The 14,991-nt window shown below is 73.8% G+C and carries 16 protein-coding genes; 7 read left to right on the forward strand and 9 right to left on the reverse strand.

Features of this window, described 5'->3' with window-relative positions:
• Nucleotides 1–21: 21 nt before the first annotated feature.
• Nucleotides 22–615: a GNAT family N-acetyltransferase gene (locus LG634_RS22440; protein WP_226735714.1), complete on the forward strand. Its 594-nt coding sequence runs from the start codon at nt 22–24 to the stop codon at nt 613–615.
• Nucleotides 616–678: 63 nt separating this feature from the next.
• Here LG634_RS22440 and LG634_RS22445 read toward each other — a convergent pair whose 3' ends face one another.
• Genes LG634_RS22445 through LG634_RS22455 form a run of 3 tightly spaced genes read right to left on the reverse strand, consistent with a single transcriptional unit; the run spans nt 679 to nt 4,034 of the window.
• Nucleotides 679–1,746, reverse strand: coding sequence for a Zn-dependent alcohol dehydrogenase (locus tag LG634_RS22445; protein ID WP_226735715.1), 1,068 nt, complete (start codon nt 1,744–1,746; stop codon nt 679–681).
• On the reverse strand, nt 1,743–3,089 hold the full coding sequence (locus LG634_RS22450; protein WP_226735716.1) for an acyl-CoA dehydrogenase family protein: 1,347 nt from the start codon (nt 3,087–3,089) through the stop codon (nt 1,743–1,745). The genes LG634_RS22445 and LG634_RS22450 overlap by 4 nt, the downstream gene beginning before the upstream one ends.
• Before the next feature lie 33 nt (nt 3,090–3,122).
• Complete coding sequence (locus LG634_RS22455; protein WP_226735717.1) at nt 3,123–4,034, reverse strand: SDR family oxidoreductase; 912 nt, start codon at nt 4,032–4,034, stop codon at nt 3,123–3,125.
• A gap of 82 nt (nt 4,035–4,116) precedes the next feature.
• Here LG634_RS22455 and LG634_RS22460 point away from each other — a divergent pair, with 82 nt between their 5' ends.
• Nucleotides 4,117–5,046, forward strand: a complete 930-nt coding sequence (locus LG634_RS22460) for a cyclase family protein (RefSeq protein ID WP_226735718.1) — start codon at nt 4,117–4,119, stop codon at nt 5,044–5,046.
• Between the two features lie 15 nt (nt 5,047–5,061).
• Here LG634_RS22460 and LG634_RS22465 read toward each other — a convergent pair whose 3' ends face one another.
• On the reverse strand, nt 5,062–5,301 hold the full coding sequence (locus LG634_RS22465) for a hypothetical protein (RefSeq protein ID WP_226735719.1): 240 nt from the start codon (nt 5,299–5,301) through the stop codon (nt 5,062–5,064).
• 147 nt (nt 5,302–5,448) lie between these two features.
• Here LG634_RS22465 and LG634_RS22470 point away from each other — a divergent pair, with 147 nt between their 5' ends.
• A complete protein-coding gene (locus tag LG634_RS22470) occupies nt 5,449–6,183 on the forward strand; it encodes a DUF1838 family protein (protein ID WP_372482478.1) in 735 nt (244 codons plus the stop codon).
• A 48-nt stretch (nt 6,184–6,231) separates the two neighbouring features.
• A complete protein-coding gene (locus LG634_RS22475; protein WP_226735721.1) occupies nt 6,232–6,411 on the forward strand; it encodes a hypothetical protein in 180 nt (59 codons plus the stop codon).
• Nucleotides 6,412–6,440: 29 nt separating this feature from the next.
• Here the strand turns inward: LG634_RS22475 and LG634_RS22480 are convergent, their stop codons facing one another.
• From LG634_RS22480 to LG634_RS22495, 4 genes are all read right to left on the reverse strand, one after another.
• Nucleotides 6,441–6,869: an ATP-binding protein gene (locus tag LG634_RS22480; protein WP_226735722.1), complete on the reverse strand. Its 429-nt coding sequence runs from the start codon at nt 6,867–6,869 to the stop codon at nt 6,441–6,443.
• 337 nt (nt 6,870–7,206) lie between these two features.
• Nucleotides 7,207–8,118: an acyl-CoA dehydrogenase family protein gene (locus LG634_RS22485; RefSeq protein WP_226735723.1), complete on the reverse strand. Its 912-nt coding sequence runs from the start codon at nt 8,116–8,118 to the stop codon at nt 7,207–7,209.
• Nucleotide 8,119: 1 nt separating this feature from the next.
• On the reverse strand, nt 8,120–9,286 hold the full coding sequence (locus tag LG634_RS22490) for an acyl-CoA dehydrogenase (RefSeq protein ID WP_226735724.1): 1,167 nt from the start codon (nt 9,284–9,286) through the stop codon (nt 8,120–8,122).
• On the reverse strand, nt 9,286–10,503 hold the full coding sequence (locus LG634_RS22495; protein ID WP_226735725.1) for an amidohydrolase family protein: 1,218 nt from the start codon (nt 10,501–10,503) through the stop codon (nt 9,286–9,288). The genes LG634_RS22490 and LG634_RS22495 overlap by 1 nt, the downstream gene beginning before the upstream one ends.
• Nucleotides 10,504–10,650: 147 nt before the next feature.
• Between LG634_RS22495 and LG634_RS22500 the strand changes: the two genes are divergently transcribed.
• On the forward strand, nt 10,651–12,219 hold the full coding sequence (locus tag LG634_RS22500) for a class I adenylate-forming enzyme family protein (protein ID WP_226735726.1): 1,569 nt from the start codon (nt 10,651–10,653) through the stop codon (nt 12,217–12,219).
• A gap of 52 nt (nt 12,220–12,271) precedes the next feature.
• Here the strand turns inward: LG634_RS22500 and LG634_RS22505 are convergent, their stop codons facing one another.
• The gene (locus LG634_RS22505) at nt 12,272–12,796 is read right to left on the reverse strand and encodes an EF-hand domain-containing protein (protein ID WP_226735727.1); all 525 of its coding nucleotides are present in this window, start codon (nt 12,794–12,796) and stop codon (nt 12,272–12,274) included.
• 282 nt (nt 12,797–13,078) lie between these two features.
• On the opposite strand from LG634_RS22505, the gene LG634_RS22510 reads away from it, so the two are divergent.
• Both LG634_RS22510 and LG634_RS22515 read left to right on the forward strand, forming a co-directional pair.
• Nucleotides 13,079–13,642 carry a sigma-70 family RNA polymerase sigma factor gene (locus LG634_RS22510; RefSeq protein ID WP_226735728.1) on the forward strand — a complete coding sequence of 188 codons (564 nt, stop codon included), beginning with the start codon at nt 13,079–13,081 and terminating at the stop codon, nt 13,640–13,642.
• A complete protein-coding gene (locus LG634_RS22515) occupies nt 13,639–14,982 on the forward strand; it encodes a maleylpyruvate isomerase N-terminal domain-containing protein (protein ID WP_226735729.1) in 1,344 nt (447 codons plus the stop codon). Before LG634_RS22510 ends, LG634_RS22515 begins: the two co-directional genes overlap by 4 nt.
• Nucleotides 14,983–14,991 lie beyond the last annotated feature (9 nt).

The following is a 14,991-nucleotide window of genomic DNA, read 5'->3' on the forward strand; positions in this document are numbered from 1 at the left end:
CGCTCCGGCGAGACTCTTCCCATGACCGACCCCGCGCCCGGCACCCCCCGCCCCGGCTTCCGCCACAAACCCACCCTCGACGGCGACCTGGTCCGCCTGCGCCCGGTGACGGCGGACGACGTCCCCGCTCTGCTGCCCCTGTTCACCGACCCCGAGGTCTCCCGCCTCACCGGCAGCCACGAGGGCGAGACGTACGACGAAGAGGCCCTGCGCACCTGGTACGGCTCACGCGGCGACCAGGACGACCGCCTCGACCTCGCCGTCGTGGAACGCGCCACCGGCCGCGTCATCGGCGAGGTTGTCCTCAACCTGTGGGACCGCCACAACGAGAGCTGCAGCTTCCGCATCGGCTTCGTCCCCGGCACCCACGGCCGTGGCCTCGGCACCGAGGCCACCCGCCTGATCGTCGGCCACGGCTTCGAACAGCTCGGCCTGCACCGCATCTCCCTGGAGGTCTACGCCTTCAACCCCCGCGCCCGCCGCGTCTACGAGAAGGTCGGCTTCACCCCGGAAGGCACCCTCCGCGACGCCCTTCTCTGGCAGGGCCGCCGCGTGGACGCCACCCTCATGTCCCTCCTCGCCCCCGACTGGCACCACCACCGCGGCCGCCCCTGACAGCCCACCGGGCCGCCCCCGCGCACGGCGGAGGCGACCCGGAAACGACGGTCGGCAGACCGGTCAGAACGTCAGGACGCCGCGGGCGACGCGGCCCTGGTGGGCGTCTTCGGCGGCCTTGGCGAAGTCCTCGACCGGGTAGGTCTCCGTGACCAGTTCGTCCAGGAGGAGCCGGCCCGAGCGGTACAGGTCCGCGTACAGGGCGATGTCGCGCTGGGGGCGGGCGGAGCCGTAGCGGCAGCCGAGGATGGACTTGTCGAGGTACATCGAGGAGACCTGGAAGCTCGCCTCCTCCTGGAAGCCGGGCACGCCCAGCAGGACCGCCTGGCCGTGCCGGTCGAGCAGGTCGACGGCCTGGCGGATCAGCTTCACGTTGCCGACGCACTCGAAGGCGTGGTCGGCACCCGTCGGCAGGACCTCGCGGACCGCGGCGGACGTGTCCGCCACCGCCGACGCGTCCACGAAGTGCGTGGCGCCGAACTGCCGGGCCACCGCCTCCTTCGCCGGGTTCGCGTCCACCGCCACGATCCGGGTGGCACCGGCGATCCGCGCGCCCTGGAGCACGTTCAGGCCGATGCCGCCGGTGCCGATGACGACGACCGACTCGCCGCGGTCCACCCGCGCCCGGTTGAGTACGGCGCCGACCCCGGTCAGCACCCCGCAGCCGATGAGGGCGGCGCTGGTCAGCGGGATGTCGGCGGGGATCTTCACCGCCTGTACCGCCTTGACGACCGTCTTCTCCGCGAAGGCGGAATTGGAAGCGAACTGGAAGACGGGCTGCCCGCCCCGGCTGAACGGCTGCCCCGGCATCCCGATCGCCTTGCGGCACATCGTCGGCCGCCCCCGGTCGCACTCGGCGCAGGCCCCGCAGTTGGCCAGGGTGGACAGGGCCACGTGGTCGCCGGGCGCCACGTGCGTCACGCCCGCGCCGACCGCCTCCACCACGCCCGCGCCCTCGTGCCCCAGCACCACCGGCGGCGGGAACGGGATCGTCCCGTCGATCACCGACAGGTCGCTGTGGCACAGCCCGGCCGCGGCGATCGCGACGAGCACCTCGCCCGGCCCGGGACCGCGCACCTCCAGGTCGTCGACCACCTGCGCCTGCTTGCCGTCGAACACGACGCCTCTCACCGCGACTCCTTAGGCAGGCCGAGCACCCGCTCGGCGATGATGTTCCGCTGGATCTCGTCCGAACCGCCGTAGATCGTGTCGGCGCGGGTGAACAGGAACAGCCGCTGGTCCTCCGCCAGCCCCAGCTCGTACGGCAGGTCCGGCGCCCAGTCCCGCACCCCGGCCGCCGCGGCCGCGCCCCGGACGGCCACCGCCAGCTCCCCGAGCCGCCGGTGCCAGCCGCCCCACAGCAGCTTCGCCACACTGGGCGCCCCGGGATCGGCCGCGCCGCCGGATTCCGGCGAACTGCCGAGCGTGCGGAGGGCGTTCCAGCGCATCGTGCGCAGCTCGGCCCACTGCCGGACGAGCCGGTCACGCAGCACGCCGTCCGGGCCGGCGGGCGTACGGTCCGGGCCGGCGGGCGTACGGTCCGGCGCGGTGGCGGCGAGGTGGGCGGCGATCACGCGTTCCAGTTCGGCGGCGAAGCCGATCTGCTGGACGAGGGTGGAGACGCCGCGTTCGAGGGCGAGCAGGCCCATCGCGACCTGCCAGCCGTTGCCCTCGCCGCCGACGACCTCCTCGGCGACGGCGCCGTCGAAGAAGACCTCGTTGAACTCGCTCGTCCCGGACAGCTGCCGGATCGGCCGGACCTCGACCCGGCCGCCGGGCTGGTCCATCGGTACGAGGAGGAAGGAGAGGCCGTGGTGGCGGCGCGAGCCGGGCTCGGTGCGGGCGAGGACGAAGCACCAGTCGGCCTCGCGGGCGAGCGAGGTCCAGATCTTCTGCCCGGTGACCCGCCACCGGACCCGACCGGCACCCGCCCCGGAACCGGAGCCGGAGCCGGATGCGGAACCGGAGCCGGATACGGAGCCGGATCCGGAGCCGGCCCCGACCCCCCGCTCCCGCACGGCGACCGTCCGCACCCCCGCCAGGTCCGACCCCGCCCCCGGCTCGCTGTACCCCTGGCACCAGAGCTCCTCCCCCCGCGCGATCGCCGGCAGGAAGCGGTCGCGCTGCTCCGGGGTGCCGTACGCGAGGAGGGTGGGCGCGAGGAGGTTCTCGCCGATGTGGCCGACCCGGCCGGGGGCGCGGGAGCGCGCGTACTCCTCCGCCCAGACCACCTGGCCGGTCAGCGTGGCGGACCGCTGCCCGTAGGCCCCGGCCGGCGCGTCCCAGCCCAGCCCGATCCAGCCGCCACGCCCCAACTCGTGTTCCCACGCCCGGCGTTCGGCCACGCCCTCGTGCTCGCTGCCGGGCCCGCCGAGCCCGGCGGCGGCCGCGTACGGGCCGGTCAGGTGCCCGGTCAGCCAGTCCCGCGCCGTCCTGCGGAGCTCCTCGTCACCGTCTCCGAACCGGAAGTCCATCCGCGCCCGCCTCCTTCCACGGCCTCGCCCCGGTCACGCGTTGGGCCGGTCCTTCGCGGCCGCCGCCTTCGCCATCGCCTCCAGTTGCGCGAGCATCGGCATCGGGTCCGTGCCCACCGTCCCCGGCAGGAAGTCCGCGATCCGCTCCGGGGTCCACGGCCCCTCCGCGTACCCGGCGCGCAGCTCGCGCGGCTGCGCCCATACGGCGATCTTGGGGCCGGCGACCGTGTAGACCTGCCCGGTGATCCCCTCGGCCCGGGCGCGGTCGCTGAGCAGGTACGTGACCAGCGCGGCGACGTCCTCGGGTTCGCCGATCTCCTTGAGCTCCATCGGCACGTTCGCGGACATCCGGGTGCGGGCGACGGGCGCGACGGCGTTGGCCGTCACCCCGTACTTGTGCAGGCCGAGGGCGGCGCTGCGGACGAGCGAGATGATGCCGCCCTTGGCGGCGCTGTAGTTGGCCTGGGCGACGGAGCCCTGGTGGTTGCCGCTGGTGAAGCCGATGAGGGTGCCGGAGCCCTGGCGGCGCATGACGGCGGAGGCGGCGCGGAAGACGGTGAAGGTGCCCTTGAGGTGGGTGGCGACCACCGGGTCCCACTCCTCCTCCGACATGTTGAAGAGCATCCGTTCGCGCAGGATGCCGGCGACGCACACGACCCCGTCGACACGGCCGTACTCGGCGAGCGCGGTGTCGACGACGCGCTGGCCGCCGGCCATGGTGGAGATGTCGTCGGCGACGGCCACCGCCTGCCCGCCGGCCTCGGCGATCTCCTTGACCACGGCTTCGGCGACCTCGCTCGCCGGTTCGCCTCCGCCGACGCCGACGCCGTAGTCGTTGACGACGACCCTGGCGCCCTCGGCGGCCGCGGCGAGCGCGACGGCCCGGCCGATGCCGCGGCCCGCGCCGGTGACGGCGACGACCTTGCCTGCCAAGAAGTTCCCCACGTCCGGCCCCTTCCCGCGGTTTCTGACGGACCGTTAGATTTGAGCGCACCCGGTCCGCGAGCACAAGACCTCAGGAGGCCCCATGTCCGCGCTGCCGCCCGAGTTCCACGACATCGCCAAGCGCGTGAACAACTGGGGGCGCTGGGGTGCGGCCGACGAGATCGGCACCCTGAACCTGATCACCGGGGACGTCGTACGGGCGGCCGCCGCGGAGGTCCGCACCGGCCGCCGGATCCCGCTCGCGCTGCCACTCAAGGAGGACGGGGTGCAGGCCGGGCTGATCCCGGGCCGGGTCAATCCGCTGCACACGATGGTGCAGATCAATCAGGAGCTGTTCGGGCCGGGCACGGTCGCGTGCAGCGACGACTCGGTGACGATGGGCCTGCAGGCGGCCACCCACTGGGACGCCCTCACCCACGTCTCGCACTCCGGACGCATCTACAACGGCCGCCCCGCCACCACCATCACCGCGCACGGCCGCGCCGAGTTCAGCGGCATCGACAAGGCCACCCCGATCGTGTCGCGCGGGGTGCTGCTCGACGTGGCCCGCGCGAAGGGCGTCGACCGGCTGCCCGGCGGGCACGCGGTGACCCCGGAGGACCTGGCGGAGGCGGAGGAGTTCGGGCGGGTACGGGTCCGGGCCGGGGACGTCGTCCTGGTCCGCACCGGCCAGATCCAGGTCTACCTCGCGGGCGACAAGCACGGCTACGGCTTCCCGTCCCCCGGCCTGTCGGTCCGTACCCCGGAGTGGTTCCACGCCCGCGACGTGGCGGCCGTCGCGAACGACACGCTCACGTTTGAGATCTTCCCCCCGGAGATCGACAATCTATGGCTGCCCGTCCACGCCCTCGACCTGGTCGAGATGGGTATGCACCAGGGCCAGAACTGGAACCTGGAAATGTTGTCCACAGCCTGTGCAGAACTTTCCCGCCACTCCTTCCTCCTCTCGGCCATGCCGGAACCCTTCGTCGGCGGCACGGGCACCCCGGTGGCACCGGTGGCGGTGCTGTAGGGGGTGCCGGCCCCGCTACGCCTCCGTCGTTGCGATCACGAGCGCAGCGGCTGCGAGCAGCAGGAGGCCGGTGGCGACGAGGGCGAGGCGGATGCGCCTCAGGGTCTGGACGAGGTTCGTGCCGCGCCGGTGCTCCTCGGCAAGCTCCGCCGGGGTCCCCGGCTGGGCCCGGCTCACGGACTGGGGGTGGCGGACGACCGGGTACCGGCGGCCGATCTCCATGTCGGGGGTGACGTCGACGACCCAGTCCGGCACGGCCGTTTCACCGGCCGGGCCCTCGAACTCGCAACGGGCCCGGGCCCTCGGGTTCCGACCGCCGGAGACCGGGTCCAGCCGCACCAGCGGCGCCCGGCACGCCCCCTTGCCCGCTCCCCCGCCCCGCCCCACAGTGGGCCCATGGTCATGTCGCCCGCAGAGTCGCTCACCGCCTTCGCCCGGGTCCGGGCTTCGCTGGACGGGCGGGAGGTGGTGTACGGCTGGTCCGGGGACGTGTACGCGTGGGGGCCCGGGGAGCCGTACCGGAAGGTGTTCGGGTTCGAGGGGGTGAACGTCTCGCGGGTGGAGGGGGACCATGGCTCCGGCGGATACCGGATGCTGTCCCGGGAGGCCGCGTTCTATCTCGACCCGGTGAGCCGGGAGATCCTGGAGGACTGGGAGGGGCAGCCGGTCGTGCACGTGTGGAACGACCCGGTGAACCAGCACTGGCGGCCGTTCCCCGTCCCGCACACCCTCCTCGGCGACCAGGTCTGCTTCAGCCTGGAGATCCCGCTCGCCTACCCGTCACCGCTGCCGGTCGCCGACTACCCGGAGAACTCGGCGGACGACACGTACCGCGCGCTGGAGATGTTCCAGTTCTTCGCCCCCGCCGAGGCCCTCACCACCGACGCCCCGAGCGTGCCGGCCACGATGTCCTGGACCCGCATGTCCCCCTGGCTGCCCTGGATGGCCAAGGGCCCGACCCCCGGCGGGCTCGTCTTCCAGTGCCGCGGCCGCAAGCTCGCCTCGTACACCGAACTCCCCGCCCGCACCCGCGCCCACATCGCCGCCCACCACCCCGAGTACGCCACCGCCCCCGCCAAGTGGACCGAACCCAACGAATCCAGCTGGACGTACTTCCGCCGCCTGAACCCGCGGTAGGGCCCGACGGCCCGCCGGCCCCAGGAACCTCCCCGCACCGTACGTGAGATGTCGACCGTCCTGGCGCGCGATTACGACACCGACGCGATCCTGACCCTCGACCTGCGGGTGGCGGCGAGCCTCGTGCGCGCCCCGAGCACGGCACGGGTTGCCGCCACCCCGCGACCCGCACTCGTCAAGGTCAGTCCTTGGCGTCCCCTCGCGACGCGTCGCTCCCCTCAAGGGTGATCAACGCATGACGGTCCGTCAACTCCTCGTTAGAGGTACATGTGGCTCGGAGGGGCCGGTTCCGGGGCTTTCCCGTCGCGGTCGATCTCGCACCAGATGCGCTTGCCGGCGCCCTCGCGCTGCCAGCCCCAGCGGTCCGCGAGGCCGTCGACCAGCTCCAAGCCGCGGCCGCTCGTCTCCGAGTCCTCCGCGCGCCGCCGGGACGGCGGGCAGTCGCTCACGTCCATCACCTCGACCCGTACGCCGGGCCCGCCGAACAGCATGCGCAGGACCGCCGGACAGCCGGTGTGCACCACGGCGTTGGTGACGAGCTCCGAGATCAGCAGGATCAGGGTGTCGGTGAGGGGCTCGTCCGCCCCTATCCCGCAGCCGGCCAGCCGGGAACGTGCCCATCTGCGCGCCCGGCCCACTTCGGCGGGATCCGGACCGACCTCCAGCTGAACCTGAAGCACCTGCACCGCTCACACCATCCGAACCGGCGGACACTTCGCCTCACGACGGAACGGGATCACGGACCGTGACCCCCTTGCGGAGCAGCATGGTTGACATACAGTCACCACAACAAGCGCTTCGGGCATATTCCAGCGCGAAGCCGGGGGCGTGGTGCATACTGTGCGACGCCCTCGCCGCTCGACCGCTCGCATGGGGAGCGTACCGGAGCGAGCACCCGACTCCCCTGCGTAACGAGTCGGACGAAGGACACAAACCGATATCAACTCTCTGTAATCGGACAGGCGTCCCGCGGCGTCCCACCCGTGTCTCCCTTCGCAGAGCGCCCCGCGCCACCCCGAGCGCTCACAGCCCCGCCGCCAGCTCCTCCTCCGCCTCCGCGGCCGTCCGCCACTGCTCGGCCCGCACCCAGGCCCGCTTCAGGTGCAGGTGGACGTCGGCCTCCCAGGTGAAGCCCATCCCGCCGTGCACCTGGAGGCAGTCCCGGGCGCCCAGCACCGCCGCCTCGTCGGCGAGCAGCTTGGCCGCGGCCGTCTCGGCCGGGTCCGCGGTCACGGCCGCCGCGTAGACCGCCGTACGGGCCACCTCCGCACGCACCAGCATCTCCGCGCACAGGTGCTTGACGGCCTGGAAGGCCCCGACCGGCTGCCCGAACTGCTCCCGCTCCTTCGCGTACCGCACCGCCAGTTCGCAGGTCGCGAGCGCGCTCCCGGTCTGGAGCGCGGCCGTCAGCAGCGTCCCCTCCAGCCGGTACGCGTCCACCGGCGGGACGGCCCCCGGCGGCACCCGGTGCAGCGGTGTCAGCGGATCCACCGACCGCACCGGCTCCCCCGCCGGCGGCCCGGCGGGCCACGGCGGCCCGGGCGCGCCCAACACCCCGTCCGCCTCCCCCAGATGCGCGACCAGATCCCCGCCCAGGTCCCCGGCCGTCACCACCGCCTCTCCCGCGGCCGCCCCCGGCACCGTCCCCGCCGCCAGGTGCGTGGCCACCAGCGGCCCCGACAGCAGGGCCCGCCCGGCCTCCTCGAAGACGAGCGCCGCCTCCGGCAGCCCCAGCCCGACCCCGCCGGCCGCCTCCGGCAGCCGCAGCGCGAAGAACCCGGCCGCCCCCAGTTCCCGCCACAGCCCCCGGTCCACCACCCCGGCGGAAGCTCCGTCCACGGACGCCCGCAGCGCCTCGCGCCCGTACCGGCCCGCCAGCAGTTCCCGCATCCCGGCCCGCAGGTCCCGCTGCTCCTCCGTCAACCGGAAGTCCACGTCACCGCCCCCTCGGCAGGCCGAGTATCCGCTCGGCCACGATGTTCCGCTGGATCTGCGACGTGCCCGCCGCGATCGTGTACGACAGCGAGGACAGCCGGTCCTGGACCCAGTCCCGGTCCGCCTCCAGCGCGCCCGCGCCGAGCACCTCGGCGGCGGTGTCGTACAGCTCCTGCCGGGCGTGCGAGTAGCGCAGCTTGAACACCGACCCGCCGATGCCCGGCGGGGCCAGACCGGAGCCTGCCGAGGCCTGCGCCTCGCTCACGTTCCACTGCGTCAGCCGCCACAGCGCACCGAACTCGCCGGCCAGCCGGCCCAGCCGGCGGCGCAGTGCGGGGTCGTCCCAGCGGCCGGTGCGGCGGGCCTCGCGGGCCAGTTCGGACAGCACCCGCCGGCAGGCCACCACCTCGCCGACGAAGGCGGTGCCGCGCTCGAAGGACAGGGTGACCATGGTGACCCGCCAGCCGTCGTTCTCCGCGCCCACCCGGTTGGCGACCGGCACCCGGACCTCATCGAGGAACACCTCGGCGAACTCCGTCGACCCGGCGAGCGTCCGCAGCGGCCGTACGGTCACCCCGGGCGCGTCCATCGGCATCGCGAGCCAGCTGATCCCCCGGTGCCTGGGGGCCTGCGGGTCGGTCCGGACGAGGAGTTCGCACCAGTCGGCGACCTCCGCGTGCGAGGTCCAGATCTTCGAGCCGCTGACCACGTACGCGTCCCCGTCGCGCACCGCCCGGGTGCGCAGGGCGGCGAGGTCCGAGCCGGCGCCGGGCTCGCTGAAGCCCTGGCACCACACCTCGTCGCCGCGCAGCACCGGCGGCAGCCAGCGGGCCCGCTGCGCGGCGGTGCCCTCGGCGGCGATGGTGGGGCCGGCATGCAGCAGGCCGACGAAGTTGGCGCCCACGTAGGGTGCACCGGCCCGCTCGGTCTCCTCCAGGAAGATCAGGTGCTGGGTGGGGGTGGCGCCGCGCCCGCCGGCTTCCACGGGCCAGTGCAGGCCCGCGTACCCGGCGTCGTGCAGCCGGCGCTGCCAGCCCAGGTCGTAGGCGCGGCGGCCGGGCCAGTCGTCCGGGGACGGCCGGGGCGGCAGCTCGGGCAGCACCTTCCCCAGCCAGGTCCGCAGCCGGGCCCGGAACTCCCGCTCCTCCTCGGTGTACGCGAGGTCCACTAGCGCGCCCCGCCCGGGCGGGCGGGGTCCCGGTCGAGGTCCAGGCCCAGCATCCGGATCGCGTTGCCCCGCATCAGTTTGTACACGGTCTCCTCGTCCAGCCCCCGCACGTGGTCGAGGGCGACCTCCTTGGTGTGCGGGAAGGTCGAGTCGACGTGCGGGTAGTCGGTCTCGAAGGTGGCGTTGTCGCGGCCGACGACGTCGAGCGAGGCGATGCCGTGCTTGTCGCGGAAGAAGCAGCAGAAGATCTGCCGGTAGTAGTACGTGGACGGCGGCTCGGGGATCAGGTCGCGCACCCCGCCCCAGGCACGGTGCTCCTCCCAGACGTCGTCGGCGCGTTCCAGGGCGTACGGGATCCACCCCATCTGGCCCTCGCTGTACGCGAGCTTCAGCCGCGGGAACTTCACCAGGACGCCGCTGAAGAGGAAGTCCATCATCGAGGCCATCGCGTTGTTGAAGCTGAGCGAGGCCTGCACGGCGGGCGGGGCGTCCGGGGAGGCGGCGGGCATCTGCGAGGAGGACCCGATGTGCATGTTCACGACGGTCCCGGTCTCCTGGCACACGGCGAAGAACGGGTCCCAGTAGCCGGAGTGGATCGACGGCAGCCCGAGGTGGGTGGGGATCTCCGAGAAGGTGACCGCGCGCACCCCGCGGGCCGCGTTGCGCCTGATCTCGGCGACGGCGAGGCCGATGTCCCAGAGCGGGATGATGCACAGCGGGATGAGCCGGCCGCCGCTGTCGCCGCACCACTCCTCGACCATCCAGTCGTTGTACGCGCGCACGCAGGCGAGGGCGACCTCCTTGTCCTTGGCCTCGGCGAAGGTCTGGCCGCAGAACCGGGGGAAGGTCGGGAAGCAGAGCGAGGCCTCGACGTGGTTGAGGTCCATGTCGGCGAGGCGCGCCGCGGGGTCCCAGCAGCCGCGCCGCATCTCGGCGCGGGTGATGCCCTCCAGGGTCATCTCGTCGCGGTCGAAGCCGACGGCGGCGATGTTGCGCTTGTACGGGAACTGCAGGTCCTCGTAGATCCACCAGTCGGTCGGCGGGCCGTCCGGGTCCATCGTGATCCGGTACTTGCCGCCGACGTACTCCAGCTCTCCGATGCCGGCGGTGAGCGGCTGCGGTCCCCGGTCGCGGTACTTCGCGGGGAGCCAGGTCTCGAACAGGTGCGCCGGTTCGATCACGTGGTCGTCGACGCTGATGATCCGAGGCAGTTCCATGGGGTCCCCTCAAACCGTTTCTGATGGATCGTCAGAAACAAGCTAGCCCCGGGACCCCTGGACCGACAAGCGCCCGCGCCCTACCCTCTCCAGTTGATCTGACCATCCGTCAGATCTCTCGGTCGAGGGCGGCTGTGGAGGCTGGGCATGACGGACAGCGCGACGGGCACGACGGACACCGCGAAGGCCGGCGCGACCGGCCTGGGACGGGCCCCCACCCTCTGGGAGCTGGTCGCCCGCCGGGCCGCGCTGACCCCCGGCACCCCCGTCCTGATCGAGGCGGAGACGGGCCGCACCCTGACCTTCGGTGGGCTGCGCGACCGTGCCGAACAGGTCGCCGCCGGGCTGTACGAGCGGGGAGTGCGCCCCGGCACGGTGGTCGCCTGGCAGCTGCCGACCCGCATCGAGACCGTGCTCCTGTCGGTGGCACTGGCCCGGCTGGGCGCCGTGCAGTCCCCGGTGATCCCCTTCTACCGGGACCGCGAGACCGGCTTCGCGCTGCGCGAGTCCAAGGCCGAGTTCTTCGCCGTCCCCGGCAAGTGGCGCGGCTTCGACCACACCGCGATGGCCCGCCGGCTCGGCGCCCGCGGGGTCTTCGAGGCGTACGGGGAACTGCCCGGCGGCGACCCGGAACTGCTGCCCCCGCCGCCCGGGGACGGCACCGCGGTCCGCTGGATCTACTGGACCTCGGGCACCACCTCCGACCCCAAAGGCGTCCTGCACACCGACCGCTCGCTGATCGCCGGCGGCTCCTGCCTCGCGCACGCCCTGCACCTGAGCGCCGCCGACGTCGGCTCGATCGCCTTCCCGTACGCGCACATCGGCGGGCCCGACTACCTGGTGATGCTGCTGCTCTACGGGTTCCCCGCGGTCCTGTTCGAGAAGTTCGCGCTGCCCGGCTCGCTCGACGGCTACCGCCGGCACGGGGTCACGGTCGCGGGCGGCTCCACCGCCTTCTACTCGATGTTCCTCGCCGAGCAGCGCAAGGACCCGGCCCGGCCCCTCATCCCCAGCCTGCGGCTGCTCGCGGGCGGCGGCGCACCCAAGCCGCCGGAGATCTACCACGCGGTGGTCCGCGAACTCGGCTGCCAGCTGACCCACGGCTACGGCATGACCGAAGTCCCGATGATCACCATGGGCTCCCCCGACGACACCCCGGAGCAGCTCGCGACCACCGAGGGCCGCCCGCCCGCCGGGATGTCCGTGCGCATCACCACCCCGGACGGCCGCCCGCTGCCCGCCGGCACCGACGGCGAGGTGCGGCTGCGCGGCGAGGCCGTCTGCCGGGGCTACCTCGACCCGGCCCAGACCGCCGAGGCCTTCGACGCCGACGGCTACCTGGTCACCGGCGACCTCGGGCACCTGACCGCCGACGGACACCTGGTGCTGACCGGCCGCAGCAAGGACGTCATCATCCGCAAGGGCGAGAACGTCTCCGCGAAGGAGATCGAGGACCTGCTGGCCCGGCTGCCCGGCGTCGGCGACGCCGCCGTCATCGGCCTGCCCGACCCCGAGCGCGGCGAACGGGTCTGCGCGGTCGTCGAACAGCCCCCGGGCGCGGACCCGCTCACCCTGCCCGCGGTCACCGCGTACCTGCGCGCGGAAGGCCTCGCCACCCACAAGCTGCCGGAGCAGCTGGAGCTGGTCGAGGCCCTCCCGCGCAACGACACCCTGCGCAAGGTGCTCAAGTACAAACTGCGCGAGCGCTACGCCTGAGCGGCCGGCGGCGTACGGCGCGGCGGGCGCGGGCCGTGCGCGCGGCGCGTGCTCAGAGGGCGTCGGGCGGCTCCACCCCGCAGTAACCGGCGAACGCGGCCAGGATCTCCTCCTCGGAGATCCGGCCGTCCCCGTCGGTGTCCAGACCGGCCGCCACCCGGCCGGCCAGCTCCTGCGGAGTGCCCAGGACCCGCAGCACCCGGGCCGCGGCGTCCGGGGTCGCGGAACCGGATCCGGTCTCGTCGGCGACGGCCAGCACGGCGTGCAGGAACGGGCGGGCGATCTCGGCGAACCGGACCGGGTTGTCACGGAGCCGCTTGACCGCTCCGGTGACGAACTCCTCGCGGGTCACGCGCTGGTCCCCGTCGACGTCCGCAATGCCGGCCATGCCCTGCCAGAAGGCCTCCGCGCCGATGAACACCGCCTGGCCCCTGTCGGAGCGCGCGGTGGTGCCGAATTCGGCCAGCACGGCCCGGGCCGCCGCGCTGAAGTCCTCCCGGTCGATGTACCCGTTGCCGTCCTGGTCGAAGGTGGCGAATCGGGCGGCGATCTTGCGCTCGTACTCTGCGCTGTCCATATTCGGCGTTCCGCCTTCACATGTGCGGTGGGGTGCAGTTCAAGACAGGCGGCAGCGTACGTCCTCCATGGCCTGGACGTTAAGCGGAGGGTGCGGTCACGTGGCCGCACCGCCCCCGCGCACGGGGCGCGCGCCGGGGCGCGTCGCTCCGACCTGCGGTTCCGCCCGCGTGCGCGGCTTCTAACACGGAGCGTCCCGGTCCGGGGCGGGTTCGCACAAAGTCGGCCCCAAAAGGCAGTTGGCGATTACATTCGTGTAGACGACACAGGGCTGGGGGCCGCCATGGCGAAGGACGCACCACCGCGCTGGGACCGCCGCATGCAGCAGCGTCTCGCCCGCGGCGAGGCGGCCGCGCTCGGCGAGCTGTACGACCGGTTCGCCTCGCTCGTGCACGGGCTGGCGTACCGGGTGCTGGGCGACGAGCGGGCCGCGGACAAGATCACCCGTGAGGTGTTCGGCTACATCTGGGAGAACCCGGACGCGTACGACCCCAAGCAGGGCTCCCTGCGCGCCTGGGTCGCCCGGATAGCACAGGGGCAGGCGGTGGCACGGCTGCGGCAGACCGAGCTGGGCCGCGGCTCCCGCGAGGAACTGGAGCAGAAGGTGCGCATGGCCCAGGCGGCCGCCCGCGCGGACTACATCGTCACCTCGATGCCGGCCCCGCTGCGGGCCGCCCTCGAACTCGCCTACTTCCAGCGGCGCGACTACCGGCAGGCCGCGGCCGACCTCGGCGTGACCGAGGACGAGGCCAGACGCCGGCTGCGGCTCGGCCTCCAACTGCTGTCCACCGCCTACGCACTGGCCGGCGAGGGCACCTCGCCGCCCGGGTGGGGAACGGCCCGATGAACGGCAACGGCAATGCGCACCACCCCGGCGACGGCGACGGACCCGGCCCCGTCGCACCCCGCATACCGGCACCCCGCGGGGCCGCCGACGACCTCGGCCCCGGCGCGGCTCCGGCCCGCCCGGAACCCGGCGCCCACACCGGCCGTCCCACCGACGCTCACGAGGAGCCGTCCGAAGAGCCGCCGGTCGGACCGGCCTCCGGGCCGGACCACGGACCCGGCTCCGCACCGCCCTCCGAACCGCGCTCGCACGCCGTGCTGAAGTCCCTGCTCGGCGCGTGGGCGCTGGCCGCGTGTTCGGCCGAGGAGACCGAGGCCGTCGAGGAGCACCTGACCGAGTGCGCCGGCTGCGCCGAGGAGGCCCTGCGGCTGCGCGAGGCGGTGTCCCTGCTGCACCCCGACGAGAACCTCGACCTCGACCCGCTGCTGCGCACCCGGGTGCTGGAGGGCTGCCTGGTGCGGCGGCCCGCCCGGATCCCGGTGCCGCTGTGGGCGGCCCCGTACGACACGGAGACGGCCCGCCTCGACGCGCTGCTCCAGGACTTCGGCGACGCCGAGTGGCACGCGCCGGTCCGGCTCAAGTGGTTCGAGGACACGGGGCAGCAGAGCCGCCGCACCACGGTCGCCGGGGTGATCGCCCACCTGATGGCCGTGGACGGGATGGTCGCGGCCGTGCTCGGGCTCGACGACCCGCTCGGCCCGGACGCCGGAGCCGGCGGACCCCACTCCCGTACCGAGCGGTTCTGGGCGGCGTCGGCGGACCCGGTGACCCGCCGGGTCCGGGAGCCCTGGCGGGAGCAGAGCCACACCCTGCTGCGCACGGTGTCCTTCGCCGGCCGCGCCGCGGACACCCTGACCGTGGACTACGGGCCGGTCGCGCTGCCGCTCGCGGACGCGTTCCTGGAGCGGGCCTTCGAGTGCTGGGTGCACGCCGGGGACATCGCGGACGCGGTGGACTACCCGTACGACCCGCCCTCGGGCGTCCACATGCACGCCATGATCGACCTGGCGGCGCGGCTGCTGCCGGGGGTGCTGGCCGGCCGGCGGCGGGCCGGGCTCGCGGCCCCCGCACAGGGGCTGGTCGCGGCGGGCGCCCCGGGCCGGACGCTGCGGCTGGAGATCGAGGGCGCCGGACGCGGCTCCTGGGACATCGCGCTGGACTCCCCGGCGGCGGCCACCTCGGCCGACCACACGGTGGCGGAGATCGCCCTCGACGCGGCGGAGTTCTGCCGGCTGGCGGCCGGGCACATCGCCCCGGACGAGGCGGCGGCCGGCCAGCACGGCGACCGGGAGGCCATCCGCGACGTCCTGTTCGCGGCGGCCTCCCTCAGCCGGCTGTGAGGCGCCGGG

The organism is Streptomyces bambusae, assembly GCF_020532645.1.
Taxonomy (GTDB): Bacteria; Actinomycetota; Actinomycetes; order Streptomycetales; family Streptomycetaceae; genus Streptomyces; species Streptomyces bambusae.